The organism is Pseudomonas sp. GX19020, assembly GCF_023371075.1.
Classification (GTDB): domain Bacteria; phylum Pseudomonadota; class Alphaproteobacteria; order Rhodobacterales; family Rhodobacteraceae; genus Pseudogemmobacter.
The window spans coordinates 64,929-89,451 of sequence record NZ_JAMCCR010000005.1 but is presented as its reverse complement, the minus strand read 5'-3'; the positions used below and the strand labels follow the sequence as shown (position 1 = coordinate 89,451).

The following is a 24,523-nucleotide window of genomic DNA, read 5'->3' as shown; positions in this document are numbered from 1 at the left end:
TGTAAGGAAGCGATGGGGAAAGCGCCGGGCGGCATAAGGATCGCATAAAGATTGTGGACAAATCCCGTGGCCAGGGTTTGATCAGTGCATGGAGCCTGTGTTTGTCGATCCTCCCGTTTCCGGTCCGCGTCCGGCCGGTCCCCTGTCGAAACGTCCGCAGCGGATCCTGGCGGCGGTGCTGGTGCTCGTCGTGGTGACGGCGATTGTGGTGCCGTCGCGCGGCTGGATGAGCGAGATCGTCGCACTTTTGCTTTTGCTGATGGCGGTCCTGGTCAATGCCGCCGCTTTTGGCTTCTGGCCCGGGCTCGGGTCGGCGCTGGTGGCGCTGGCGGTGTTCAATTTCTTTTTCGTCGAGCCGCATCTCAGTCTGATGGCGGCGCAGCCCCAGGATATGGTCGTATTGCTGGCATTCCTTACGGCGGCGGGGCTGACCGGGTTTCTCGCCGGGCGGATGCGCGAACAGGTCGACAGCGCTCGGGACCGGGCGGTGGTGCTCGAGGTTCTTTCCTCGGCCAGTGGTGCGCTTGGCCGGGCAGCAAGTGAGGAACAGATCCTCGATACCGTGATCCGTCATGTGACCACCCTTTCTGACGCGCCGGTTGCGCTGCTGAGCCGCAGTGCAGCCGGGCTGATCCCGGCGCCCGGAAGCCTGAAGCCGCGCGAGGCCGATCTGCAGGCGGCGGAACAGGCGCTGATCCGGGGCCGGGTCGAGATGGCGATTGCCGATGGCTGGACCGGGTCGCATCTGACCTTCCACCCGCTGCCTTTGGGTGCGGCGGCGCGCCATGCGGTCGGGCACCGGCTGCCCGAGGCGGTCGATCGTGATACCGGCTACCGCGAACAGGCCATCGACAATGTGTTGCGCCAGGCCGGCGCCGCGCTGGAGCGGCTGGAACTGGGCCGCAAGGCCAGTGAAGAGCGCGAGATCTCTGACCGTCAGGCGCTGCGCGCCGCGCTGCTTTCCTCGCTGTCGCATGATCTGCGCACGCCGCTTGCGACCATTCTCGGATCTGTCACCACTTTGCGCGATCTGCGGGACAGCCTGCCCCCCGAGGCGCAGGAAGATCTGCTGAGTGCCACATCCGAAGAGGCTACGCGGCTGGCGCGCTATGTCGAGAACCTGTTGCAGATGACGCGGCTGCTGACGGGCGCTTCGGTCGCGCTGCATCCGGTTGAACCGGCGGATTGCGCCCGGGCCGCCGCCAGTCGCGCGCAGCGCGCCTTTCCGGGCGCCGCGATCACTGCCGATCTTCCCGATCTGCCGCTCGTGATGGCCGAGGCGGGGCTGGTCGAACAGGTGGTGTTCAGCCTGATCGAAAACGCGAAAGCCTATGCGCCGGGGCCGGTTCTGGTCACCGGCGCAACGGACGGTCCCGATGTAAGGCTGGAGGTCCAGGACCTGGGGCCAGGCCTGCCCGACGCGGTGCTGACCTGGCTCGCCACCCCCGACCTGACCCGGGGCGAAGAGAAAAGCGGCCTTGGCCTGCCGATCTGCAAGGGGATCGCGCAGCTCCTTGGCGGGCGGCTGGAGGCCCGGCCCGGCCCCGGCGCGCGGCTCGCACTGATCCTGCCGGCGGCATCTGCGGGCGGGGGCGGCCTGGCATGACCGCGCGCCAGCTCATCCTCGTGGTCGATGACGAACCGCAGATCCAGCGCTTCCTTGTCCATGCGCTGACGGCGTCCGGCTATGATACCACCCTTGCCGCTACCGGTGCCGGTGCGCTGGAGGCGGTCGTGCAGCACAAGCCCGATCTGATGGTGCTTGATCTCGGGCTGCCGGATATGAACGGCAAGACGGTGATCGAGCAGCTCCGGGCCAGCTCTGACCTGCCGGTGATCGTGCTTTCGGCACATGATCAGGAGATGGAAAAGATCCTCGCGCTGGATCTTGGCGCCAATGATTTCGTGGCCAAACCCTTCGCCATTGGCGAGCTGCTGGCGCGGTTGCGGGCCACATTGCGGCCAAGGCGCGGCGCGGCGGGAGGGACAGGGGCGGCGGCAGCCTTGCTGCGCAGCGGCAACCTCGCGCTGTCGCGCGATCTGCGCGAGGTCACGGTGGCCGGCGCGGCGGTGAAACTGACGCCAAAGGAATTCGACCTGTTGCTCGCGCTTCTGGAACAGCCGGACCGGATCGTGACCCATCGCCAGCTTCTGCTCAGGGTATGGGGGCCGGCGCATGTCGAGGATATCGTTTATCTGCGCGTCTTTATCGGGCAACTGCGGCAAAAGCTCGACCTGGCCGGCTTTGATGCCAGTGCGATCCGCACCGAGGCCGGGATCGGTTACCGCTGGATCCATCCTGACTGAGTGCCGCGCCTGTACCCGATTGCGCAGGCCAGATTGCGGTTTTGCCGATTCCTGTGCTGGACGCCCCGCCCCGGGCGGGCATAGACTGAGGCAACATCAAACGGGAGGAGGACCGGATCAGATGTGTGAATTATTCGCCAGGCAGGATCCGGACCGTTATGTGCCGGTCACCCGCCGCATCCGCCTGAACGGGCAAAGCACTTCGGTGCGGCTTGAGGCTGCCTTCTGGACGATCCTGGACGAGATCGCCCGGGAACAGGGGGAATCGACCGGAGCGTTTCTCTCGACGCTGCATCGCGAGGTGCTGGAGTTCCACGGCGAGCCGGGGAATTTCGCTTCGCTTTTGCGCTGCACCTGTCTGGTGCGTATGGAAACCCGCCGCGCCGCCCAGATGCCGGTCAGCCGCGCCGTGGCCTGAATGGGCCTGTATTAGAACGTCCGACCACGAAAACGCTTTGCGGACAATATGATACTACCCGCTTCGCACCTGACGCGGCCATGATGGCGGCCGGGAACCGGGTGGGAGAGAGAGATGCGCGACAGGGGTGAGCTGCTGGCCGGGCTGCGTCAGCTGATCGGATCCGGTCATGTGCTGACCGGCGCGCGCGCCACGCGCCGTTTCACGCGCGGCATCCGCTATGGCGGCGGTCAGGTCGAGGCGGTGCTTTGCCCCGGATCGCTGGTCGAGATGTGGCGCGCCCTGAATGCAGTGATCGCGGCGGGTCGGGTGGTGATCTTCCAGGCGGCGAATACCGGCCTTACCGGCGGATCGACCCCCTGGGGGGACGATTATGACCGGCCCGTGGTGCTGATCAGCGTCATGCGGCTGCCGGGGATCCATCTGATCGACGCCGGCAAACAGGTGGTCTGTCTGCCCGGATCGACGCTGGACGGGCTGGAACGCGCGCTGAAACCTCTGGGCCGCGAGCCGCATTCGGTGATCGGGTCAAGCTGTATCGGCGCCTCGGTGCTTGGAGGGATCTGCAACAATTCGGGCGGCGCGCTGATCCGGCGCGGTCCGGCCTATACTGAAATGGCGCTTTATGCCGAGGTGCGGGCGGATGGCACGGTCGCGCTGGTCAACCATCTGGGCTTTGACCTCGGCGATGACCCCGAAACGATCCTTGCAAGGGTTGAAGCAGGCGACCTGCCTTGGCCCCTCCCGGGCGAGGCCTGGGGGTCCGACCGCGACTATGCCGCCCATGTCCGCGATGTCGATGCGGAAACTCCGGCACGGTTCAATGCCGATCAGCGACGGTTGCACGAGGCGTCGGGATCGGCGGGCAGGCTCGCGGTCTTTGCGGTGCGGCTTGACACATTCGAGGCCGAAACCGAGACAGCCGTATTCTGCATCGGCACCAATGACCCGGGGGAACTGACCGCGATCCGCCGCGATATGCTGGCCGGGTTCAACAGCCTGCCGATTGCGGGCGAATATATCCACGGCACCGCCTGGGATATTGCCGAACGCTACGGCAAGGATACGTTTCTTCTGATCCGCCGGCTTGGCACAGAGCGCATCTCCGGTGTCTTCGCGCTGAAATCAAAGATCGACGGCTGGACCGAACGGCTGGGCCTCGGCACCACGCTGTCGGATCGGATCGCGCAGGCCCTGTCGCGGCTTTTTCCGAAACATCTGCCGCCCCGGCTGCGCGATTTCCGCGCACGCTATGAACATCACCTCTTTTTGCGGATGGGGGGTGGCCAGGGCATCGCGGAAGCCCGCGATTACCTTGCGCGCCGCTTCCCTTCCACCAGTGGCGATATGTTCGAAGCCACGGCCAGCGAGGGCGCGGCCGCCTTCCTGCACCGCTTTGCCGTGGCCGGGGCGGCCAATCGCTACCGCGCTGTGCATAAGCGCGAGGTCGAGGATATCGTCGCGCTCGACATCGCTTTGCGGCGCAATGACCGTGACTGGGTCGAAACCCTGCCGCCGGAGCTTGGGGCGCAGATCGCGCACAAGCTTTATTACGGGCATTTCTTTTGCCATGTATTCCATCAGGATTATGTGGCGAAGAAGGGCACCGATTGCCTTGGCCTGGAACATGCGATGTGGAAGATCCTGGACCAGCGCGGCGCGCAATACCCGGCGGAACATAATGTCGGGCATCTCTACAAGGCGCCGCCGCAGCTGGCCGGATTTTACCAGAGCCTCGATCCGACCAACAGCCTGAACCCAGGGCTTGGCCAGACCCCCACCGCCCGCAACTGGCAAGGCAGTTGCGGCTGCGGCCAGACCCACTGATCCCCGACTACCCAAGCTTTTGCCAGGAGTGCTGTCCGTGAAGACCCCCGTTTTGTCACTGTTGATGTCTTTGTCCCTCGCGCAGGCCGCCTTTGCCGGTGATGCGGAACAGGGCGAGAAAGTCGCGAAGAAATGCTTCGCCTGCCATGCCTTCGTTGCGGATGCGCCGCCGAAAGCCGGGCCGAACCTGGTCGGGATCATCGGGCGCAGGACGGCCTCGGTCGAAGGCTATGCCTATTCCAACGCGATGAAGGCCTGGGGTGAAGAGGGCCATATCTGGACAGCGGAAGAAATCGATGCCTTTATCGAGGCCCCGAAAACCGTGCTGCCGGGCAATAAGATGACCTTTGCCGGGCTGAAAAAGCCCGAGGAACGCGCGGATCTGCTGGCTTATCTCGCAACGCTGGGCGAGTAAGGAAAAGGGCGGAACCTCGGTTCCGCCCTTTCTCTTTCAGAGGTTCTGTTTCGACAGCTCGCCGGCGATGAACTCGGCCTGACGGATCGCAAGGGCGACGATGGTCAAAGTCGGGTTCTCGGCTGCTCCGGTCGTGAACTGGCTGCCATCCGAGACAAAAAGGTTCGGGATGTCATGGCTTTGGCCGTGTTTGTTCACCACGCCGTCCCGCGGTTTTTCCGACATCCGGTTGGTGCCGAGGTTATGCGTCGACGGATAGGGCGGCGTCGGCAAGGTTCGCGTGGCACCGGCGGCGCGATAGATCGCCTCGCCCCGGGCATAGGCATGGTTGCGCATCGCGATGTCATTGGGGTGATCATCGAAATGCACATTTGGGGCGGGCATCCCGAACTGATCGACCGCTGTTGAGGACAGCGTGATGCGGTTCGTTTCCTGCGGCATATCCTCGCCGACAATCCACATGCCCGCCATGTTCTCATAGCCATCCATTGCCGAGGTGAAGCTGCGCCCCCAGCCGCCCGGATCAAGGAAGGCGGCCATGAAGGGGATGCCAAGCGCCAGGGTCTCCAGCTCATAGCCACCGACGAAACCGCGTGATGGGTCAAGACGTGCCTCGTCCTGCACGATCCCGGCCATTGTGGTGCCGCGCCACATTTTCACCGGCTTCTCGAACACGCCATAAACCGAGCCGGTGACATGGCGCAGATAGTTGCGCCCGACCTGGCCCGAGGAATTCGCCAGCCCGTCCGGGAACATGCTGGATGCCGAATTCAGCAGGATCCGGGGGCTCTCGATTGAATTGCCCGCGACGCAGACCACGCGCGCCTTCTGGAAATGCTGGTTCCCGTCTTTGTCGGCATAAAGCACGCCGGTGACGCGACCCTTGTCGTCATGCTCGATCTTCAGCGCGTGACAGCGGTCGCGCACCTCGAGATTGCCGGTCGCCTCACCTTTCGGGATATCGGTATAGGCCGAGGACCATTTCGCGCCCCATTTGCAGCCCTGGAAACAGAACCCGGTCTGCTGGCAGGCGAGACGGTCATCGTAATCGACCGAATTGATCGCCATGCGACCGGTATGGACCTCTTTATAGCCAAGCGCCTTAGCGCCCTTTTCCAGCACCTTGTAATTGTTGTTGCCGGGCAGGCCGGGGCGGTCGCCGGTACGGGTCACGCCAAGTTTGGTTTCCGCCTTTTCATACCAGGGCGCCATTTCCGCGCCGTCAATCGGCCAGTCGAGCAGGTTCGCCCCGGTGACATGGCCATAATTGGTGCGCGCTTTCCATTCATGGTCCTGGAAGCGCAAGCTGGCCCCTGCCCAGTGGATCGAGGTGCCGCCCACGGCCTTGACGATCCAGGCGGGAAGGCCGGAAAAGTCTTTTGCCACCCGCCAGTCGCCCGATGTGGTGCGGGTGTCGGTCCAGGCCAGCTGTGCAAAGCTGTCCCACTCGTCGTTGATATAGTCTTCGGGCATATAGCGCCCGCCGGCCTCCAGCGAGACGACTTTGACGCCTTTTTGCGCCAGTTCATTCGCCAGTACACCGCCGCCCGAGCCTGTGCCGATGATCAGAACGACGGAATCGTCGTCCAGTTCAAATTTCGCAACCATTGATCCGCCCCCCCTCAGAGCCAGCTGATATCGTCAAAACCGCGATGCAGATAACCGCCCTGGCTGAAGGACTCGCCTTCATAGCCAAAGATCGGCCAGACGGCCTTCTGGTTATAAAGACCGGTCACAAGGCCACCGCGGATCTGCTGGAAGAAGGCGGAGTTCTCCATGCCGCGCAGCAGCGCCACCCGGTCATCCTCCCACCCGATGGAGAGATAGTCGCTGTGCCCTGCGCCCTGCGCCGCCGCATTCAGCGCGGCGATCCCGGCTTCAATTCCGGGGGCGGCCTCGGCCGTGTCATAGCCTTTGACGGCAATGACATAGAATTCATCGGCGATGCGGTCATGGGGGTAGATGTCGCGCGCCATGCGCACCAGCGTGGCCATGGTCTCAGGCTTCAGCGTCGTCGCCTCATAGGCCCAGGCGGCATCGGGGGCGGCGATAAAGCCCGCGCCGATGATCATTCCCGCGCTTGCGGCAAAGCTGCGCGAGATCAGCTGGCGACGGGTGAGGGCGTTCGCCCTCAGTCCGCGATTTGCGGTCAGGGTCGTCATAGTCTCCTCCTTGCTTTCTCAGTCGGCTGGGAGTTCCCGGCGCGGCTCCTCTTCCGCGCAGGGATGCCGTTTCAGATTATTGGTAGCGCCCCGCGCGCTGCAGGACTTCGATCTGGTAACCGTCGGGATCGGCGATAAAGAAAAACCGGGCGATGACTTCGCCGCCGGGGGCGAAATCGACCAATTTGCGCGGGGCAAGGCCGGCAGCTTCTAGGCGCGCATGTTCTGCATTCACATCAGCGACCGAGACCGCGAGATGGCCGTAGCCATCGCCGAGGTTATAGGGCTCAACACGGCCCTTGTTGACGGTCAGTTCCAGCTCGAACCCGGTTTCGGCATTGGCGAGATAGATCAGGGTGAAGGTCTCGAAATCGAGGCGTTCCACCACTTTCAGGCCGAAAGCCTGGTCATAGAATGCGAGCGAACGGGCTTCGTCCAGCACGCGGATCATGGTGTGAATCATCCGGGCCATAGTGTCTCCTTGCTTTGGTACAGCAAAGGACAGAACCGGATCATGGGGGTAGTATCATGCTACTGACGGGAAAATTGTTCTCCTGATGCGCTGAAATGACATGGCCCGCGCCAAAGGCGCGGGCCAGAGGAAAGGGGGGGCTGCGGGGGCCTCCGGTCGGGGTCAGGGGGCCTGCGCCGCCATCAGATCACCAAGGATTGTCAGATCCAGCCGGATCACCGATCCGATTGTGCCCTTTGCATGATCCGGATGCTGGTCATTTGACGGTTCCGAAACCGAGGCGAACAGAACCTGGCCGCTTTCATCCAGCGAAAGGTTGCTCGGGAAGGTTTTGACCGCGAGATCACGGGTGACGCTGTAGTCTTTGGTATTGACCACGGTGATGCCGCCGGTGCCGTCGCGCAGCTGGCTGTTGATGCCATACCAGGTGACATAGGCCTCATCGCGCACCGGGTTCCAGATCACATCCAGCGCGCCGGCTCCAATCGGCACCTGCGCCAGAATACTGCCATCAGCGGTGTCGAAGACGTAGAGCCTGCCCTCATGGCTGTCGACCGCAAAGAGCCGCCCGCCCGCCGCATCCAGCGACAGATTCACCATGAAATGTGCGGATTTATCGCCCTGGCCGGGCGCAGTGTCGCCGGTCGAGAAGGTGGTGATTTTTTCGCCGGTTACCGCGTTCAGAACGAGGATTTCCTCGGCCCCGCCACCCCCGACATAGAGACGGTCACGCCCGTCAAACGCCAGGCCCGCCGCCCAGATCACCGCATTATCGGTGCGCGAGGTAACCTCGCCGGTTGCGCCATCGATGATCCAGACGATGCCCTCATCGGTCGGGCCGGTGACAAAAACGCGGCCCGTCGCCTGATCGACCTCGATCATGCGGGTATGTTCCATCTTGCCATTGGCACCGGTTTTCCCGAGCTGGATCGTGCGCAGGAACAGGCCGCTGCGCGCATCAATCACCGACAGGGATCCGTCCTTGGTATTGCCGGCGTAAAGCAGGCCCCGCGCGTGATCGACCGCCAGCGCGAAGGGGCGGCGTTTGAGCTGAATGCGCCGGATCGGGGCGAGGGTGTCTGCGTCGAGCATATAGACATCGCCCGCCGCGCCATCGGTGAAATCCGGTACCGAGGCGGCAAACACCGCGCCGAGCTCGGGAACCGAGAGCACCTCATAGCCGCCGGGAATGGTGCTGGTGCGGGTGGCTGCGGGCGCGAATTCGGCCGGCTGCATCTGGGGCCGGCCATCGGCCAGCAGGGGCGATGTGGTGAAGAGCAGGGCTGCAAGGGTCAGGGCCCTGCGCGAGAAGACAGTCATGGGATTTCCGCCTTTGCGGTTGGTCTGAAGGCCCCGGCGGCGGTTCCGCCGGGGCATGGGATCAGAAGCGCGAGGTCAGGGTGAACATCGCATTGCGCGGCTCGCCATAGACGCCTGCGACGCTGGCGGAATGGTAATAGCTCTCATCGAACAGGTTGTTGATGTTCAGTTGCGCCGACCATTTTTCGTTGATGTCATAGCGCAGCATCGCATCGACCACCGTGAAGGCCGGTTGCGAATTATGGACCGGGCCGACCCCGGCCACGCCCAGCGTGTTCCAGCTTTCGCTCTGCCAGCGCGCGCCGCCGCCGATGGTCCATTGGCTGTTTTCGCCCGGCAGATTGTACGTGGTGAAAATCTTCAGGGTGTTTTCCGGCAGGAAGCTGTTGGCCTGGCTGCCATCGGGATTGGTGGCCTTCATCTTCGCCGCGCCGAAGAAAAGGTTCCAGCCGGGCATGATCTCGCCCGAGACCTCGAGTTCGACGCCACGGGTGGTCTGACCAATCGCGCCATAATAGGCCTGATCGGTGCTGCCGGGCACATAGATCGGATTGCCGCTGGCATCCTCCAGCCCGGTCGCGACATTGTCCTGATAGGTGCGGTAGTAAGACAGCGAGGCATTGAGCCGCCCCTCATACCATTCGCCCTTGATCCCGACCTCTTCGCTTTTGCCCTGAACCGGGTCGAGATAACTGCGATTGATGTCGCGATAGCTCTGCGGTTTGAAGATCTGGGTATAGCTCGCATAGACCGAGATATCCCCGGTCACGTCATAGACGAGGCCGAAATAGGGGGTGAAGACCTTGAAGTTACGGGTATCCGCACTCCAGTCGGTGTAGCGCAGGCCAAGGATCGCGGTCAGCGGATCGGCGAGGGACAGGCGGGCCGAGCCATAGGCGGAATATTCGGTGGCCTTTTTCTTCCACTCTCCGGCCCGGGGAAGGTAGAATTGCGGCCGGGGCAGGCTTCCGTCCCAGTCATAGACGCTGCCCATGCCGGGCTGGGCGCCAATGATCTGGTAATCATCGGCCTTGCCCCAGTCACGCCCGGCATGGACGCCGAAATTCAGCGCATGGTCGCGGCCGAACCAGTGCACCGGCCCCGAGACCGATGCATCCAGCGCAATCTGGCGCGCCCATTCCTCGGCCTTGCGGGCAAAGAGCGTCATGCCAAGGCCGGTGACCGGATCGGGGCGGCCATAGAAACGGGTATTTTCCGCCGAATAGCTGCGAGTGACGGCGCTCAGCGTCGCATTGCCGGTCCAGCCACCGCCGAAATCATGATCCGCGCGGATGGTCGCCATATCCTGCCTGCTCGACCAATAGGCCCAGTAAGGCGCGCTCGACCAGTTGCGCGGGAAAAGCGTCGGGGTGCCATCGGAGAAAAGCGTCGGGAAGGCGCTCCATTCCGAGCCCTTGGGGTCATGGTTGCGATGTTCATAGCTGAAAGACAGCGTGGTCGCGTCATCGACATCCCAGGCCAGTGTGCCATAGACGGTTTGTTTGTCGACGCTGTAGCGGTCGCGGAAACTGTCGCCGCTATAAAGGTCCACGACGAGGCGCCCGCGCAGGCTGCCGGTCTCATTCAGCCTGTTCGAGACATCCAGCCCCAGGCCCATCCGGTCCCAACTGCCATAACGCGTCTCGATGCTGCCGGTCAGCTCGGTTGCGGTGGCCTTTTTGCGCTCCATCCGCACGGCGGCAGAAGGGTCGCCGGGGCCGGTCAGCAGGCCCGTCGCGCCGCGCAGCACTTCGGCATGGTCATAGGTCGAGGTCGAGGATTGCAGACCCACGCCGGACATGAACCCGATGCCGCCGTCGATCACCACACCATCCACGATATAGCTCGAGACCCATTGCCCCCTTGACCAGGTATTGTCGCGGTCGGTCTCGAAAATCGCCGAATGGACGCCGGTCGTGTAAGCCAGCATCTGCTGTGTTGTGCCGAGGTTCTGGTCTTTCAGCCGCTGACTGGTGACCACGCTCACTGATTGCGGCGTTTCCTTCAGGCTCATCGGCAGACCGGTCGATCCGGTCGCGGCACCCGTCGTATAGGAATTGCTGCCCTCTGTGGTAGTCGGGTCAGTGACCAGCAGGATCGTCCCGAGATTCTGCGCGCCATCGACATTGCCGCCGACATCCGAGGCGTCAGAGGCACCGCCGAGAATGGTCACGGTCGAGGCGCCGGTAAAGCTGTAATTCAGCCCGGATCCTGCCAGAAGCCGCGACAGCGCCTGTTCCGCCGTCATCGTGCCGCTGACCGCCGGGGCCGTCGCGCCCGCCGCGACCGAGGTGCGATACGCGATCTGCAGCCCGGTCTGCCGCGCCAGATCCCGCAGCGCCTGACCCAGCGGCTTAGCCGCAATATCCAGCCGGTGGGTCGCCGCATTTTGGGCCATGGCCATAGTCGCGGTCAGCGTCATCAGCGCCGGGCCACCCGCCAGCACACCAAGACTGAGCGCAGTCCCCGAGAAAAGAACCGTCAGGCGCCGCGCGGCAGCGCGCCGGAAATGGAGGAAACTGGCAGGCATCAGACCCGTACCCTTTCTGTCATTGCAACGAACCCCGGTTGCGGGGCCGGTGAAGCGAAGAGTGTGGGTATTGGCCTGCCTGGACCCTTCATATCAGTGACGGGTGAGGTCGGGCTTTGCCTAAAGACAAAACTGAAATAAATTTTACGGACCTGGCATTGAGGCCCTGTCGCAGTTCAGCTCAGCAAGATCATGACCTGCGGAATACGCCGGACAGACAGGTCCTGGGTCAGCGCCAGTGCCCCGATGGCCTCATGTGCGGCGCTGGTCGAAAAGACCGCGCTGACCGGCAGGGCGGCATCAACGCCGGGTCCGAGCACCACCTTTTCGGGCACATAACGCGCGAGTTCGCTCACCGCCTGGTCAAAGCGGCGGCCGTCAAAGATGATCCGGCCCTCGCGCCAGGCGAAGGCGATCTCGCGGTCGACCGGGCCGAGCGCCGCCACAGCCAGGCCCATGCCATAGACCGCCTGTTCCGATGCGCCAAGGTCGAGTGGCTGGCCCAGAGCCGGGCTGACCCGCACCTGGCCCTCAGACACCGTGACGCGCGCCTCGCGATCTGCAAGCCCGACCGAAAACACGCTGGCCTGCGCCTCGGTCACACCATCCAGTGCCGTGACCCGCAAGGGGCTGGTTCCGGCCTGCACCCGGAACTCGGCCTCGCCACGCAGAAGCCTGACCTGTCGCTGCCCTCGCGAGAATTCCAGCGCCAGCGCGCTGTCGGTGTTCAGCGTTGCGATTGTGCCATCGGGGAGGGTCATCCCCGCCATCTCGCCAAAGCCGGTATGAAGATCGGCGGTCCAGTCCTGCCAGCGATGCGGCAGATCCAGTGCCCATGCTCCGGCGCCTGCGGCGATGCCTCCGGCCAGAAAACCGCGCCGTCCGATCCGGGGCGCGGCAGGCTTTGCCACCAGCGGGACCGGCCTGGCCACTTCCTCAAGCCCGTCAAGCTGTTGCCAGAAACGGCGCTCCCCGGCAAAGGCGCGGGCATGGGCCTCTGACTGTGCCTTCCAGGCGCGGAACTGTTGCAGTTCTGCGGGAGCCACCTCGCCCGAGGCAAGGCGCACGACCCAGTCCCGCGCCTCACGGGCGAGCTTTGCATCGGCCTTGGTCCGGGGGGCGGCGTCACTCATTCCTGTGGCTCGGCGATAACCCGTTGGCGCCGCGACCCGACGGAGCAGAGCGGCACGGGCAGGGCGGATCAATCGTTCATGGCGTCGCGCAGATGGGCAAGATGCTCCAGCGCGCGGCGGATGTGATAATAGACAGCTTCGTCGCTCATTTCGAGACGTTCCGCAATCTTGCGATGCGGCACGCCTTCGATCCGGTTCATCAGGAAGATGCGGCGGGTCTTTTCCGGCAGCTCTTCCAGCGCCGCCTGCACCCGGGCCAGCATCTCCCGCCCCATCACCGCGCGCTCGGCCGAGACCTCATCGGCTTGTTCCCACAGAAGGTCGCGCACCTCGGCATCGATTTCTGCGCGGCGCCGTTCCTTGCGGAAATGATCGCGGATGCCGTTTCTGGTGACCTGAGACACGAAGCCTGCGGCATTCGCGATGCTGCTGTCGTTTTGTGCCGTCTCCAGCCGGATCCAGGTGTCCTGGACCAGATCTTCGGCCTGCGCGCGGTTGCCCAGCCGCGTCTGGGCCATGGCGAGAAGCCGGGGCCGCAGCGTCATAAAGGCGCCAACGAGATCGCCGAGCCGCTTTTTTTCCAAGACTGATCACCCATGGCTGGTTGGACAGGGGCCTGTTCACGGGCAAGCGGTAGCCGCGCCGGTATTTCCTGACAAGAGGCCCTGGGAATTATGGCGCGCCGGTGTTGCATGGCGGACCGCTCAGTCGGCGCCCACGGTTGCTGCAATGCCCGCAAAGGGCTGCGGCGCGAAATGGGTGGGGATCTCGCTGAGCCCCGGAACAGGGTCATCGGCGTCGATCAGGCGGAACAATGCCCCCAGCATCGCCGGAACATCCTGTTGCACCATAACGATATTTTCGGTCAGAACCGCCGCCAGAGGATCCCAGTCGAAACAGCCCACATGGGGCGCGACAGAGCCGAAATGCCCGCTGGAGCGTGTCCAGTGCAAAACGCCTTCCAAGGCGATGGTCGAATTGACGAATATGGCGCGCGGCAGCTGGCCGCGCCTGGTGGCCAGGGCTTCCAGCGCGGTGATCGCCCGGTCCGGCGCGTAGCCGGTGGCGAGAATCATCGTCTCATCCACGGTGATCCCGGCCTCTGCATGGGCGGCACGAAAGCCCCGGATCCGCTCGGATGTGTTGTGATCGCTCGCCCTTCCGCCGATAAAGGGGATCGGCTCGCCGCGATGGCGCTGGCTGGCCGAGGCGGCAAGGATGCGCCGTGTCAGCGCCAGCGCGCCGCCAAAATTATCCGAGATCACCGAAGGCGCGCGGCTGCCGGGCAGATCGAGGTTGAGCGAGCGCACCCCCGCCGCTTCGCAGATTTTCGAGATCCGGTCGGGGTCGGTGGCTCCGGTCGCAATCAGGCAATCGACCTGATGCGAGATCATCTCGCGCGCCGCCTGTATTTCCAGCGCCGGGTCGCGCATCGTGCAGGTAATGATGGGGAAAAGGTCGCGTTCCCGCGCCATCGCCTCGAACCGTTCAACGATAGACCCAAAATAGCGGTTGTCGTATTTCGGCACGATCATCCCGATCAGCCGCGACTTTTCCCGCCGGAGCCCGCTGGCCTGAAGGTTCAGCGCATAGCCCTGTTCTTCGGCCGTGCGGGTGATGCGTTCGGCGAGCGAAGCAGAGATGCGGCGCTTTTTCCAGGTGCCGTTCAGCACGGCGCTGACCGCCGTCGGCGAGGCGCCCACCAGCACCGCCAGATCGTAAATCGTGGTGCGCCGCGCACGCGTCGGCGCAGGTTTTGGACGGGGTGTTGTCACGGTTTCCTCATTCCCTGGAAATGCAGCTTGACAGTTTCAGCGCGCTGACACAACCTCATGCTACATCGGTTGAGCAGGAGGGCTACACCGATGGAACACGTATAATCTGCGCCACCGGCCCGGTTTCGGGGGCCTGGGGAGGATGTCAGCAAAATCAGAAACTCGCCGGATCACCGGTGCTTTCTGGCTGCGCATCTCTCCTTGCCGGCTTCACCATCCGGAGCAGGATTGGCCGTGTTGGCGATCAGCGGGGGCATGGGCCGCCCGCCCCATGTGGAGGAGAGACGAGATGAGATTTCATGCCTTGCCCGCAGCGGCACCCGTGATGGCGACAGCGCTGGCCATGCTGCTTGGCACTGCTGCCCTGGCGGAGCCTTCGGGTGTGGTGGGCTTCCTGATGCCCGACCAGGCTTCTACCCGTTATGAAGAGCATGACTTCCCCGGCTTCAAGGCCGAGATGGACAAGCTTTGCCCGTCTTGCGAGGTGATCTACCAGAACGCAAATGCCGATGTCGCGCTGCAACAGCAGCAGTTCAACGCGCTGCTGACCCAGGGCGCAAAGGTCATCGTGCTGGATCCGGTCGACTCGGCGGCGGCGGCGGGGCTGGTGACGCTGGCGCAGGCTCAGGGTGTCAAGGTCATCGCCTATGACCGCCCGATCCCGGCAACGCCGGCTGATTTCTATGTGTCTTTCGACAATGAAGGCATTGGCTATGCCATCGCGAAATCGCTGACCGATCATCTGAAAGCCTCGGGCGTGGCCGATGGGGCAGGGGTACTGCAGATCAACGGCTCGCCCACCGATGCGGCGGCCGGGCTTATCCGTGACGGCATCCATCGCGCGCTGAAGGAATCCCCCTATAAGACACTTGCCGAGTTTGACACGCCGGACTGGGCGCCGCCGAAGGCCCAGGAATGGGCTGCGGGCCAGATCACCCGTTTCGGGGCAGAGATCACTGGCGTGGTCGCGGCGAATGACGGCACCGGCGGCGGCGCGGTTGCGGCCTTCAAGGCGGCAGGTGTGAACCCGGTTCCGCCGGTCACCGGCAATGACGCGACCATCGCGGCACTGCAGCTGATCATCTCGGGCGACCAGTATAACACGATCTCGAAACCCTCCGAGATCGTGGCGGCAGCAGCGGCGAATATCGCGGTCACCTTCCTCAATGGCGAGACGCCCGAGGCCAAGACCACGCTTTATGACACGCCGTCCGAGCTCTTCGTCCCCGCCGTGGTGACGAAGGAAAACATCAAGGCCGAGATCTTCGACAAGGGTATCCAGACCGCTGAGCAGATCTGCACCGGCGAATATGCCGCAGGCTGCAAAGCACTCGGGATCACCGAGTAAGATCCCGTGCTCTGGCCCGACCGCATCGCTCCCTGGCGGTCGGGCCACATTCTATTGCGGAAGGCGCAGCGATGAGTGACGACAAACCCCCGAAAGGGGAGCTGCTGTTGCAGCTCACAGGTGTTTCAAAGAATTTCGGGGCCGTGTCGGCGCTGAGCGATATCGAGCTTGAGGTCCATGCCGGTGAGGTTGTGGCGCTGGTCGGCGATAATGGTGCCGGTAAATCGACGCTGGTGAAGGTGCTGGCGGGGGTGCATCAGCCTTCGGCGGGCGAGGTGAAGTTCATGGGGAAACCCGTGACCCTCGACAGCCCGGCCAAAGCGCTGGATCTGGGGATTGCGACCGTCTTCCAGGACCTCGCGCTGTGTGAAAACCTCGATGTGGTGTCGAACCTGTTTCTCGGCCATGAGATTTCGCCCTGGCGTCTCGACGAGGTGCAGATGGAGGTCCGGGCCTGGACGCTTTTGCGCGAACTTGCGGCGCGGATCCCTTCGGTGCGCGAACCTGTCGCCTCGCTTTCGGGCGGGCAGCGCCAGACCGTGGCGATTGCGCGCTCGCTGCTCACAGATCCGAAGATCATCATGCTTGATGAGCCGACGGCGGCGCTTGGTGTGGCGCAGACGGCCGAAGTTCTGAACCTGATCGACCGGGTGCGGGTTCGGGGTCTCGGTGTGATCGTCATCAGCCATAATATGGAAGATGTCCGCGCGGTGGCGGACCGGATCGTCGTGCTCAGGCTGGGGAAGAACGGCGGGGTCTTCACGCCCGAGTCCAGCAACCAGGAGCTGGTTGCCGCCATCACCGGCGCGTCGGAAAATGCGGTTTCGCGCCGCGCAAGCCGCAAAGCGGCGGAGGTGCATGATGAGTGAGGCGAAACTCGCCCCCAAACCCCTTGACCGCGCGGATGAGCGGGTCAGAAACGATGACAGTCTTTCCGGTGCAGTGCGGCTGTTCATCGACCGGGTGCGGGCGGGCGATCTGGGCATCCTGCCGGTCGCGGTCGGACTGGTTGTGATCTCGGTGGTTTTCTCCAGCCTGAACCCGGTGTTCCTGCTGCCCAATAACCTTGTGAACCTGCTTTTTGACTGCGCGACAGTTGGGGTGATCTCGCTTGGCATCGTCTGCGTGCTGATGCTCGGAGAGATCGACCTTTCAGTGGGGTCGATGAGCGGCTTCGCCTCGGCTCTGGTGGGGGTGATCTGGGTGAATATGGGCCTGCCTTTGCCAGTGGCAATTGGCGCGGCGCTGCTTGCGGGCATGGTGATCGGCTTTGTCTATGCCACGCTTTACACAAGGCTTGGCATGCCGAGTTTTGTGGCAACACTGGCCGGGCTTCTGGCCATTCTGGGGATGCAGCTTTACATCCTCGGGCCGACCGGCTCGATCAACCTGCCGTTTTCTTCACCGCTGGTGGCCTTCGGGCAGCTTCTGGTGATGCCGGCCTGGCTGTCGCATGGCCTTGCGCTGATCCCGGGGCTTGTTGTGCTCTTTGGCGGGCTGAACACCGCAAAGCGCCGCCGCGAGGCGGGGCTGACCGCGATGCCGCTGAGCCTTTTGCTGATCAAGGCGGGCGTGCTGACGGCGGCGCTGCAATTCGCGGTCTGGTATCTTAACCTTGGCCGCGGCGTGCCGTGGATGTTCGGTCTGTTCGTCGGCCTTGTCGTTGCGATGCAATATGCGCTGACCCGCACGAAATGGGGCCGATCCCTTTTCGCGGTCGGCGGCAATCGCGAGGCGGCGCGGCGGTCGGGCATCAATGTGCGGCGGATCTATTATTCGGCCTTTATGCTCTGTTCCACGCTGGCCGCTCTGGGCGGGGTGCTGGCGGCGGGGCGGCTTGCCTCTTCGAGCCAGCAGGCCGGTACGGGGGATGTGAACCTCAATGCCATTGCGGCGGCGGTGATCGGGGGCACGTCTCTCTTTGGCGGGCGCGGTTCTGCCTGGGCGGCGCTTTTGGGCATCATCGTGATCCAGGCGATTTCCAACGGGCTGACGCTTCTGAACCTGTCGTCGAGTCTGCGTTACATGATCACCGGGGCAGTGCTGGCCATTGCTGTGATCGTCGATTCCCTTGCCCGCCAGTCGCGTGCGACCCATGGGCGCGGTTGATATACAGGAGTTAAGAAATGGCTGAATCAATGCAGGGCAAGGTCGTTGCGATCACCGGCGCGGCCTCGGGGATCGGGCTGGAATGCGCCCGCACCCTGGTCGCGGCCGGCGCGAAAGTGGTGCTGATCGACCGCGCGGAAGACCGGCTTAAGCAGCTTTGCGCCGAAATCGGCCCGAATGCGCTGCCTTTGGTCGTCGATCTGCTGGATGGCAAACAGGTCTCGGCGATCCTTCCGAAGATCCTCGATCTCGCCGGGCGGCTGGATGTTTTCTATGCCAATGCCGGTGCCTATATCGGTGGTCCGGTGGCCGAAGGCGACCCGGATGCCTGGGACCGGATGCTGAACCTGAACATCAACGCGGCTTTCCGCTCGGTCCATGCGGTGCTGCCACATCTGATCGCGCAGAAATCCGGCGATATTCTCTTTACCTCTTCGGTCGCGGGCGTGGTGCCGGTAATCTGGGAGCCGGTCTATACCGCGTCGAAATTCGCGGTCCAGGGCTTTGTCCATGCCACCCGCCGCCAGGTCGCGCCGCATGGTGTCAGGGTCGGGGCCGTTCTGCCCGGCCCGGTGGTGACCGCGCTGCTCGATGACTGGCCCAAAGCCAAGATGGATGAGGCACTGGCCAATGGCAGCCTGATGCAGGCGAAAGAAGTGGCCGAAGCGGTTCTCTTCATGCTGACCCGTCCCCGGACCGTGACGATCCGCGATCTGGTGATCCTGCCCGCGACCTTTGATCTCTGAGGCACTGCCATGACCACCGAACCCAAATATCTGATCGGTGTCGATGTCGGCACCGGCAGCGCCCGCGCGGGTCTGTTTGACCAGACCGGCCGTCTGCTCGCATCGACAAAGCGCGAGATCACGCTCTGGCGCGGGTCGGGGGCGATGGTCGAACAATCCAGCGCGCAGATCTGGGGGGCAGTGGCGCAATGTGTGCGCGAGGTGATGGCGGGGGCAGATCCTGCCCGCGTCGCCGGGATCGGCTTTGATGCGACCTGTTCGCTGGTGGTGCTGGGCGAAGGCGGCGTGTCGCTGCCGGTTGGTCCGTCGGAAGATCCGGCACGCGATGTGATCGTCTGGATGGATCACCGCGCGGTCGATCAGGCCGAACGGATCAACGCACAGGGCCATGCGGTTCTGGCCTATGTCGGCGGCAAAATCTCGCCCGAGATGGAGACGCCGAAGCTATTATGGCTGAAAGAAAACCGGCCGCAGGTCTTTGCGGGGGCGCGGCATTTCTTTGATCTGGCGGATTTCCTGACCTGGAAGGCGACGGGGGATGAGGCACGTTCGACCTGTACCGTCACCTGCAAATGGACCTATCTGGCGCATGAAAACCGCTGGGATCCGTCTTACTTCCGCCAGATCGGGCTGGAAGAGCTGGCCGATGAACAGTTCACCCGTATCGGCACGCGCGTTGTGCCCCCGGGAACTGCCCTTGGCCAGGGCCTGACAGCAGCAGCAGCGGCCGATCTCGGCCTTGCGCCGGGCACGGCGGTTGCGGCGGGGATGATCGACGCCCATGCCGGAGGCATCGGCACGGTCGGGATCGAGGGATCGCCCCTGACCCATATGGCCTATGTATTCGGCACCTCTTCCTGCACCATGACCTCGACGGCAGAGCCGGTTTTCGTGCCCGGGGTCTGGGGCCCGTATTTCTCGGCCATGGTTCCGGGGCTCTGGCTCAGCGAAGGCGGGCAATCGGCTGCGGGGGCGGCGATTGACCAGCTGTTCGACTTCCACCCCGCAAGCACCGGGGCCAGGGCGGAGGCCCGGGGCCAGGGCCAGTCACTGGCGCTCTGGCTGACGCAGCGGATCCTTGCCCGCGCGCCTGATCTGTCACAGGCGGCAGCGCTGGCGGGGGATCTGCATGTGGTGCCGGAATTCCTTGGCAACCGCGCCCCCCATGCCGATCCGCATGCCCGCGCCGTGATTGCCGGGCTGGGAATGGAGCGCGACCTGGAAAACCTTGAGGCGCTTTACCTCGCCGGAATCTGCGGCGTGGCTTACGGGCTGCGGCAGATCCTTGATGTGCAGGACGCTGCCGGGGCGAAGGTCGAAAAGATCGTGATTTCCGGCGGCGCCGGGGAATCGCGGCTGATCCGCCAGATCCTGGCCGATGCAACCGGGCGGGTGGTGATGGGTTCGGCCTCGGATGAGCCGGTATTGCTTGGTTCGGCCACGCTGGGCGCGGTGGCGGGGGGGCTTTTCCCGGATATGCGCGCTGCTATGGCCGGGTTGTCCGGCCCTGGCGAGGCGCATCATCCGGCAGGCGGCGGGGTGAAAGCGCTGCATGAGCGGCGCTTTCAGGCCTTTACCGCGCTTCAGCAGGCGGCGCGGCTTGCGCGAGGAGCCTGACGCGCGACGAGGTGGCCGCCGCCGATATCTTCCAGCTGCACCCGGTCCGGTCCCTGACCCAAAGGCCAGACCGGGCTCGGGATCTCGCCCGCCATCCGGGCCGCAGCTGTGCGCGGACGTTTCGGGTCGGGCACCGGAACAGCTTCCAGCAGGCGCTGCGTATAGGGATGCTGCGGGTTGCCAAACAGCTGCGCGCGGCTGCCCATCTCGACAATCTGGCCAAGATACATCACCGCCACCCGGTCCGAGACATTCTCGACCACCGCCATGTCATGGCTGATGAACAGAAAGCTCACCCCCATCTCGCGCTGCAAATCACGCAGGAGTTCCAGAACCTTCGCCTGGATCGACACATCCAGCGCGGCGACGCTTTCATCGCAGACGATCAGCTTCGGCTTCAGCGCGAGCGCGCGGGCAATGCAGATCCGTTGCCGCTGCCCGCCGGAAAACTGATGCGGATAGCGGTTATAGACCGAGGCTGACAGGCCGACCCGTTCCAGCAGGTCACAGACCCTTGCACGCTGCTCTGCCGCCGTGCCGATACCATGGATCACCAGTGGCTCGCGGATCAGCTCGCCGACCGTCATCCGCGCATCTAGCGCCGCCATCGGGTCCTGGAAGACGATCTGCAAATCCCGGCGCATCGCCTTGCGCGCAGCCCCGTCAAGCTCTGCCAAGGCGCGGCCCGCGACCTCGATCCGCCCGCTATGAGGCACGAGGCCGACCAGCGCCCGCGCCATGGTCGATTTCCCGCAGCCGGATTCACCGACCAGCGACAGCGTCTCGCCCTTGAAAATCTCCAGCGAGACCTGTTCAACCGCGTGAACCTGGGCCGTCACCCGTCCGAGCAACCCCTGGCGGATCGGAAAGCGGACAGAGACATCCTGATAGCGCACCAGCACATCATCTGTCGCCGTCGTGGTCCGCGCCGGTCCGCCACCAATCCGCGGCACTGCGGCGAGCAGCTCGCGCGTATAGGTCTCTTGCGGCGTGTCAAATAGATCAGCCGTGGCGGCAGTCTCCACCACCCGGCCCTTTTGCATCACGATCACCCGGTCGGCCATTTCGGCGACCACGCCCATATCATGGGTGATCAGAATGACCGCCGTGCCAAGATCGCGCTGCAGGTCGCGGATCAGGTCAAGCACCTCGCGCTGCACCGTCACATCCAGGGCCGTGGTCGGCTCATCTGCGATCAGAACATCGGGTTTCAGCGCAATCGCCATGGCGATCATCACCCGCTGCCGCATCCCGCCGGACAGCTCATGCGGGAATTGTTCAAGCCTGCGCTCGGGCTGCGACAGCCGCACTGCCTTCAGCGCCTCAAGCGCGCGGGCGCGGGCTTCGCGCATCGACAGCGCCTCATGCGCCCGGATCGCCTCGGTCAGCTGGCGGCCGATGGACATGACCGGGTTCAGGGCCGTCATCGGCTCCTGAAAGATCATCGCGATACGCGCGCCACGCAGGCGTTGCATCTTTGCCTCGGAAAGGCCGGTCAGCTCGGTCTCGCCCAGATGGATCGTGCCGCCGGTGACCCTGACCGCAGGCAGCGGCAACAGCCCCATGATGGCAAGCGAGGTGATCGACTTGCCCGAGCCGCTTTCCCCCGCAATCGCCAGGGTCTCGCCGCGTCTGAGCTCGAGGCTCAGCCCCTCGACTAGGGGGATCAGCCCCTGGTCCGAGCGTGCCGATACCCTGAGATCCCGCAGCGAAAGCACGACATCATCAGCGGGAGAAAGCGCAGCCTGGGTCATTCGAAAACCGCACGCGGGAAATAGAAGCTGACCACCACATTCGGCATATCGACAATCTCGGAAATTCTGAGATCGCCGCAAACCGAACAGAGCATATAGGCCTCGACCGGATCGAGTTTCTGCGTCACGCAAAGCAGGTCGATCATCGCCGAAACCGCATCCTTCGCCGCCGTCCAGAGATCGGGGCCGATGCCGGTCGTCGCTTCATAGCCTTTCGCGTCAAGATGGCGCGTGACCGGCCCCGGCGTCGTAAAACGCGGGGTTTTCAGCGGCTGGCCTTTGATCAGATCAAGGGTCAGCACCACATCGAACGGGCTTTCAATCGCGGTGCCGCAGACCTCGCCATCTCCCTGGGCCGCATGGGTATCACCCACCGAAAACAGCGCGCCTTCGACCTCGACCGGCAGGTAAAGTGTTGTTCCTGCGGCAAGATCACGGATGTCGAGATTGCCGCCCACCCGGCGCGGCGGCACGATCGAATGATGCCCTGCCTCGGCCAGCGCATTGCCGATGGTGCCGGCGAAAGGCTTCAGCGGAACACGGGCGTGGCGGCCGAACAGTGCGGGTTCAAGGCTGGTCGGATCGAATTTCCAGACATTCAGCGCCGGTTCTTCGAACTGGTCGGTCAGAAGGCCAAAGCCGGGGATATTCGCGGTCCAGCCAAAGCCCGCGCCGTCACATTCCTGCGGGGTAAAGCTGTCAATCGTGACCTTCAGCACGTCTCCCGGCTTTGCGCCATCGACAAAGACCGGCCCGGAGACCGGGTTGATCTTGTCAAAATCCAGCGCCGCCACATCCGCGACAGTCGAGCGGGGGCCAAGCTGGCCCCCGGAACTGTCGAGGCACTGGAACAGGATCGTCTCACCCGGGGCGGCTTTCAGCGCGGGCGCGAAAGAATTGTCCCAGCCGAAATGGTGCTGATGGGCGTGGATCGTATGATTGCAGTGCTTACACATGATCCGTGCTCACTCCTTGATATAGACGTAATCGTAATTGACCGGGATCGAGACCGGATCGACATAAAGCGCGTCCGCCCCGCCCATACGCGGCGATTTCAGCGTAAAGCGCTGTTCGTTGAACACCGGCGCCCAGGGAGCATCTTCCATCACGCCCATATAGACATCGGACCAGAGTTTCAGGCGTTCATCCGCTTTCGCCGGATCAACGGTACTGTCCGCTTTCGCTGCCAGCGCGTCGAGATCTGCATTGCAGTATTTCGACCAGTTCCAGCCGCCTTCGACCGCGCCGCCACAGCCAAGGATCGGGCCGTAGAAGTTGGAGGGATCGGGGAAGTCGGCAATCCAGGCCATGCCGCCGGACCAGATCATCGGAGCGGTGCCGGCGCCGCCGGCCTCGATCACATTGGCCTGGGCGAGCGAGCGGATATTCGCGGTGATGCCGATGGCCTTCAGATCCTGCTGGATCGCCTGCGCGATCCGCGGGTTCGGGTCGGTGTTCATCACGTAAAGCTCGGTCTCGAACCCGTCCGCGTAGCCGGCCTCGCTCAGGAGCGCCTTTGCTGCGTCGACGTCATAGGCATAGCCCGCATAGTCTTTGGTATAGCCGGGCATCGAAGGCGGCAGCGGCTGGTTTGCCGGCACCGCACGGCCATTGATCACCTGGACGATCCGGTCCTTGTTGATCGCCATATTGACCGCACGCCGCACCTCGACCTTGTCAAAGGGGGCAGCGGTGACATTCATCGTGACATAGCCGGTATGGAGCTGGCCGCCTTCGACCACATTCGCGGCCTGGGCCGGGTCGCTCATCACCTCGACGAATTTCGCGGGCGGGATGCCGTCGCCGGGAATGTCCACTTCGCCGTTTTGCGCCCGCAGAAGTGCCACGACCGGCTCCTGGCCGACCTCAACCGTGAAACTGTCGAGATAGGGAACGCCCGCAATCCAGTAATCTGCATTTTTCTCGAAGACGAGGCGCTGGCCAAGCGTCCATTCCGCCAGCTTAAACGCACCGGTCCCGACCGGCTTCTTGCCGAAATCGGCGCCTTCTGCCTCGACCACCTCTTTCGGCACCACATAAGAGAAGTTCAGCGCCATGACATGCAGGAAGGTCGCATCGGGACGCGAGAGTTTGAACACCACCGTCGCGGCATCCGGCGCCGAGACACCCGTCAGCCCCGAGCCGTCAGCCGCCGTGGCGTCAAAGCCGTCGATCATGCCGAAAAAGCCCTGGCCCGGTGATTGCGTTGCCGGATCCACCACGCGGTTGATCGAGTAGACCACGTCTTCAGACGTCATCTCACGACCATTGTGGAACTTCACGCCGGGGCGGAGCCTGAACGTATAGGTCAGCCCGTCTTCGGAAATCTCATAGCTTTCGGCCAGGCCGGGGCGGAGCGTGGTGGTGCCCGGCTCGTAATCCATCAGCCCGTCAAAGACCGATTTGATCATCGACCAGTTCTGCCAGTCATAGCCGATGGCCGGATCAAGCGTCGCGACATCGTCTTTGTAGGTCACGATCATATTGCCGCCCGGGGTCGGGGTCTCGGCAAGCGTCGGGCTCATGGCCATCATGGAGGCAAGTGCGGTAGAAAGGATCAGTTTTTTCATTGTTTCTCTCCTGTTGGGGT

General features: G+C 63.7%; 21 protein-coding genes. 10 read left to right on the top strand and 11 right to left on the bottom strand.

The window, feature by feature from the left end:
• The first annotated feature begins 88 nt into the window (after positions 1–88).
• The 5 genes from M3484_RS10860 to M3484_RS10840 all read left to right on the top strand — a co-directional run bounded on the left by M3484_RS10860 (position 89) and on the right by M3484_RS10840 (position 4,967).
• Complete coding sequence (locus M3484_RS10860) at positions 89–1,606, top strand: sensor histidine kinase (RefSeq protein ID WP_249496880.1); 1,518 nt, start codon at positions 89–91, stop codon at positions 1,604–1,606.
• On the top strand, positions 1,603–2,307 hold the full coding sequence (locus tag M3484_RS10855; protein WP_092902272.1) for a response regulator transcription factor: 705 nt from the start codon (positions 1,603–1,605) through the stop codon (positions 2,305–2,307). Before M3484_RS10860 ends, M3484_RS10855 begins: the two co-directional genes overlap by 4 nt.
• A gap of 121 nt (positions 2,308–2,428) precedes the next feature.
• Positions 2,429–2,725 (top strand): ribbon-helix-helix domain-containing protein, encoded by a 297-nt coding sequence (locus M3484_RS10850; protein WP_092902274.1) that lies wholly within the window; start codon positions 2,429–2,431, stop codon positions 2,723–2,725.
• 114 nt (positions 2,726–2,839) lie between these two features.
• A complete protein-coding gene (gene dld / locus M3484_RS10845; RefSeq protein WP_249496879.1) occupies positions 2,840–4,552 on the top strand; it encodes a D-lactate dehydrogenase in 1,713 nt (570 codons plus the stop codon).
• A 37-nt stretch (positions 4,553–4,589) separates the two neighbouring features.
• Complete coding sequence (locus M3484_RS10840; protein WP_249496878.1) at positions 4,590–4,967, top strand: c-type cytochrome; 378 nt, start codon at positions 4,590–4,592, stop codon at positions 4,965–4,967.
• A gap of 36 nt (positions 4,968–5,003) precedes the next feature.
• Here M3484_RS10840 and M3484_RS10835 read toward each other — a convergent pair whose 3' ends face one another.
• The 8 genes from M3484_RS10835 to M3484_RS10800 all read right to left on the bottom strand — a co-directional run bounded on the left by M3484_RS10835 (position 5,004) and on the right by M3484_RS10800 (position 14,359).
• Positions 5,004–6,575, bottom strand: a complete 1,572-nt coding sequence (locus M3484_RS10835) for a GMC family oxidoreductase (protein ID WP_249496877.1) — start codon at positions 6,573–6,575, stop codon at positions 5,004–5,006.
• Between the two features lie 14 nt (positions 6,576–6,589).
• Positions 6,590–7,129 (bottom strand): Twin-arginine translocation pathway signal, encoded by a 540-nt coding sequence (locus M3484_RS10830; RefSeq protein WP_249496876.1) that lies wholly within the window; start codon positions 7,127–7,129, stop codon positions 6,590–6,592.
• 76 nt (positions 7,130–7,205) lie between these two features.
• On the bottom strand, positions 7,206–7,601 hold the full coding sequence (locus M3484_RS10825) for a VOC family protein (protein ID WP_092902282.1): 396 nt from the start codon (positions 7,599–7,601) through the stop codon (positions 7,206–7,208).
• Positions 7,602–7,763: 162 nt separating this feature from the next.
• The gene (locus M3484_RS10820) at positions 7,764–8,921 is read right to left on the bottom strand and encodes a YncE family protein (protein WP_249496875.1); all 1,158 of its coding nucleotides are present in this window, start codon (positions 8,919–8,921) and stop codon (positions 7,764–7,766) included.
• 61 nt (positions 8,922–8,982) lie between these two features.
• Entirely contained in the window at positions 8,983–11,451 is a 2,469-nt protein-coding gene (locus tag M3484_RS10815; RefSeq protein WP_249496874.1) for a TonB-dependent siderophore receptor, read from the bottom strand.
• 176 nt (positions 11,452–11,627) lie between these two features.
• Positions 11,628–12,584: a FecR family protein gene (locus tag M3484_RS10810; RefSeq protein WP_249496873.1), complete on the bottom strand. Its 957-nt coding sequence runs from the start codon at positions 12,582–12,584 to the stop codon at positions 11,628–11,630.
• Positions 12,585–12,652: 68 nt separating this feature from the next.
• Positions 12,653–13,168 carry an RNA polymerase sigma factor gene (locus M3484_RS10805; RefSeq protein ID WP_249496872.1) on the bottom strand — a complete coding sequence of 172 codons (516 nt, stop codon included), beginning with the start codon at positions 13,166–13,168 and terminating at the stop codon, positions 12,653–12,655.
• Positions 13,169–13,288: 120 nt separating this feature from the next.
• Positions 13,289–14,359 carry a LacI family DNA-binding transcriptional regulator gene (locus M3484_RS10800; protein ID WP_249496871.1) on the bottom strand — a complete coding sequence of 357 codons (1,071 nt, stop codon included), beginning with the start codon at positions 14,357–14,359 and terminating at the stop codon, positions 13,289–13,291.
• A 289-nt stretch (positions 14,360–14,648) separates the two neighbouring features.
• On the opposite strand from M3484_RS10800, the gene M3484_RS10795 reads away from it, so the two are divergent.
• The 5 genes from M3484_RS10795 (at position 14,649) to M3484_RS10775 (ending at position 20,179) form a co-directional block, all read left to right on the top strand.
• Complete coding sequence (locus M3484_RS10795; protein ID WP_092902294.1) at positions 14,649–15,707, top strand: ABC transporter substrate-binding protein; 1,059 nt, start codon at positions 14,649–14,651, stop codon at positions 15,705–15,707.
• 71 nt (positions 15,708–15,778) lie between these two features.
• Complete coding sequence (locus tag M3484_RS10790) at positions 15,779–16,576, top strand: ATP-binding cassette domain-containing protein (protein WP_249496870.1); 798 nt, start codon at positions 15,779–15,781, stop codon at positions 16,574–16,576.
• A complete protein-coding gene (locus M3484_RS10785) occupies positions 16,569–17,816 on the top strand; it encodes a sugar ABC transporter permease (RefSeq protein ID WP_092902298.1) in 1,248 nt (415 codons plus the stop codon). Before M3484_RS10790 ends, M3484_RS10785 begins: the two co-directional genes overlap by 8 nt.
• Positions 17,817–17,833: 17 nt before the next feature.
• The gene (locus M3484_RS10780; RefSeq protein ID WP_249496869.1) at positions 17,834–18,562 is read left to right on the top strand and encodes an SDR family oxidoreductase; all 729 of its coding nucleotides are present in this window, start codon (positions 17,834–17,836) and stop codon (positions 18,560–18,562) included.
• 9 nt (positions 18,563–18,571) lie between these two features.
• On the top strand, positions 18,572–20,179 hold the full coding sequence (locus M3484_RS10775) for an FGGY-family carbohydrate kinase (RefSeq protein ID WP_249496868.1): 1,608 nt from the start codon (positions 18,572–18,574) through the stop codon (positions 20,177–20,179).
• Here M3484_RS10775 and M3484_RS10770 read toward each other — a convergent pair.
• The 3 genes from M3484_RS10770 to M3484_RS10760 are packed head-to-tail and all read right to left on the bottom strand — an operon-like array spanning position 20,146 to position 24,503.
• A complete protein-coding gene (locus tag M3484_RS10770) occupies positions 20,146–21,933 on the bottom strand; it encodes an ABC transporter ATP-binding protein (RefSeq protein ID WP_249496867.1) in 1,788 nt (595 codons plus the stop codon). The two genes, M3484_RS10775 and M3484_RS10770, sit on opposite strands and share 34 nt — an antisense overlap.
• The gene (locus tag M3484_RS10765) at positions 21,930–22,889 is read right to left on the bottom strand and encodes an acetamidase/formamidase family protein (protein WP_249496866.1); all 960 of its coding nucleotides are present in this window, start codon (positions 22,887–22,889) and stop codon (positions 21,930–21,932) included. The genes M3484_RS10770 and M3484_RS10765 overlap by 4 nt, the downstream gene beginning before the upstream one ends.
• A 9-nt stretch (positions 22,890–22,898) precedes the next feature.
• Entirely contained in the window at positions 22,899–24,503 is a 1,605-nt protein-coding gene (locus tag M3484_RS10760) for an ABC transporter substrate-binding protein (RefSeq protein ID WP_249496865.1), read from the bottom strand.
• Positions 24,504–24,523 lie beyond the last annotated feature (20 nt).

Excerpts from the sequence above, each read along its gene's own strand:
- M3484_RS10765 (WP_249496866.1), bottom strand. The coding sequence starts at position 22,889 with ATGTGTAAGCACTGCAATCATACGATCCACGCCCATCAGCACCATTTC.
- M3484_RS10810 (WP_249496873.1), bottom strand. The coding sequence starts at position 12,584 with ATGAGTGACGCCGCCCCCCGGACCAAGGCCGATGCAAAGCTCGCCCGT.
- M3484_RS10830 (WP_249496876.1), bottom strand. The coding sequence starts at position 7,129 with ATGACGACCCTGACCGCAAATCGCGGACTGAGGGCGAACGCCCTCACC.
- M3484_RS10760 (WP_249496865.1), bottom strand. The coding sequence starts at position 24,503 with ATGAAAAAACTGATCCTTTCTACCGCACTTGCCTCCATGATGGCCATG.
- M3484_RS10795 (WP_092902294.1), top strand. The coding sequence starts at position 14,649 with ATGAGATTTCATGCCTTGCCCGCAGCGGCACCCGTGATGGCGACAGCG.
- M3484_RS10860 (WP_249496880.1), top strand. The coding sequence starts at position 89 with ATGGAGCCTGTGTTTGTCGATCCTCCCGTTTCCGGTCCGCGTCCGGCC.
- M3484_RS10785 (WP_092902298.1), top strand. The coding sequence starts at position 16,569 with ATGAGTGAGGCGAAACTCGCCCCCAAACCCCTTGACCGCGCGGATGAG.
- dld (WP_249496879.1), top strand. The coding sequence starts at position 2,840 with ATGCGCGACAGGGGTGAGCTGCTGGCCGGGCTGCGTCAGCTGATCGGA.
- M3484_RS10825 (WP_092902282.1), bottom strand. The coding sequence starts at position 7,601 with ATGGCCCGGATGATTCACACCATGATCCGCGTGCTGGACGAAGCCCGT.
- M3484_RS10835 (WP_249496877.1), bottom strand. The coding sequence starts at position 6,575 with ATGGTTGCGAAATTTGAACTGGACGACGATTCCGTCGTTCTGATCATC.
- M3484_RS10780 (WP_249496869.1), top strand. The coding sequence starts at position 17,834 with ATGGCTGAATCAATGCAGGGCAAGGTCGTTGCGATCACCGGCGCGGCC.
- M3484_RS10775 (WP_249496868.1), top strand. The coding sequence starts at position 18,572 with ATGACCACCGAACCCAAATATCTGATCGGTGTCGATGTCGGCACCGGC.
- M3484_RS10770 (WP_249496867.1), bottom strand. The coding sequence starts at position 21,933 with ATGACCCAGGCTGCGCTTTCTCCCGCTGATGATGTCGTGCTTTCGCTG.
- M3484_RS10790 (WP_249496870.1), top strand. The coding sequence starts at position 15,779 with ATGAGTGACGACAAACCCCCGAAAGGGGAGCTGCTGTTGCAGCTCACA.
- M3484_RS10850 (WP_092902274.1), top strand. The coding sequence starts at position 2,429 with ATGTGTGAATTATTCGCCAGGCAGGATCCGGACCGTTATGTGCCGGTC.
- M3484_RS10815 (WP_249496874.1), bottom strand. The coding sequence starts at position 11,451 with ATGCCTGCCAGTTTCCTCCATTTCCGGCGCGCTGCCGCGCGGCGCCTG.
- M3484_RS10855 (WP_092902272.1), top strand. The coding sequence starts at position 1,603 with ATGACCGCGCGCCAGCTCATCCTCGTGGTCGATGACGAACCGCAGATC.
- M3484_RS10820 (WP_249496875.1), bottom strand. The coding sequence starts at position 8,921 with ATGACTGTCTTCTCGCGCAGGGCCCTGACCCTTGCAGCCCTGCTCTTC.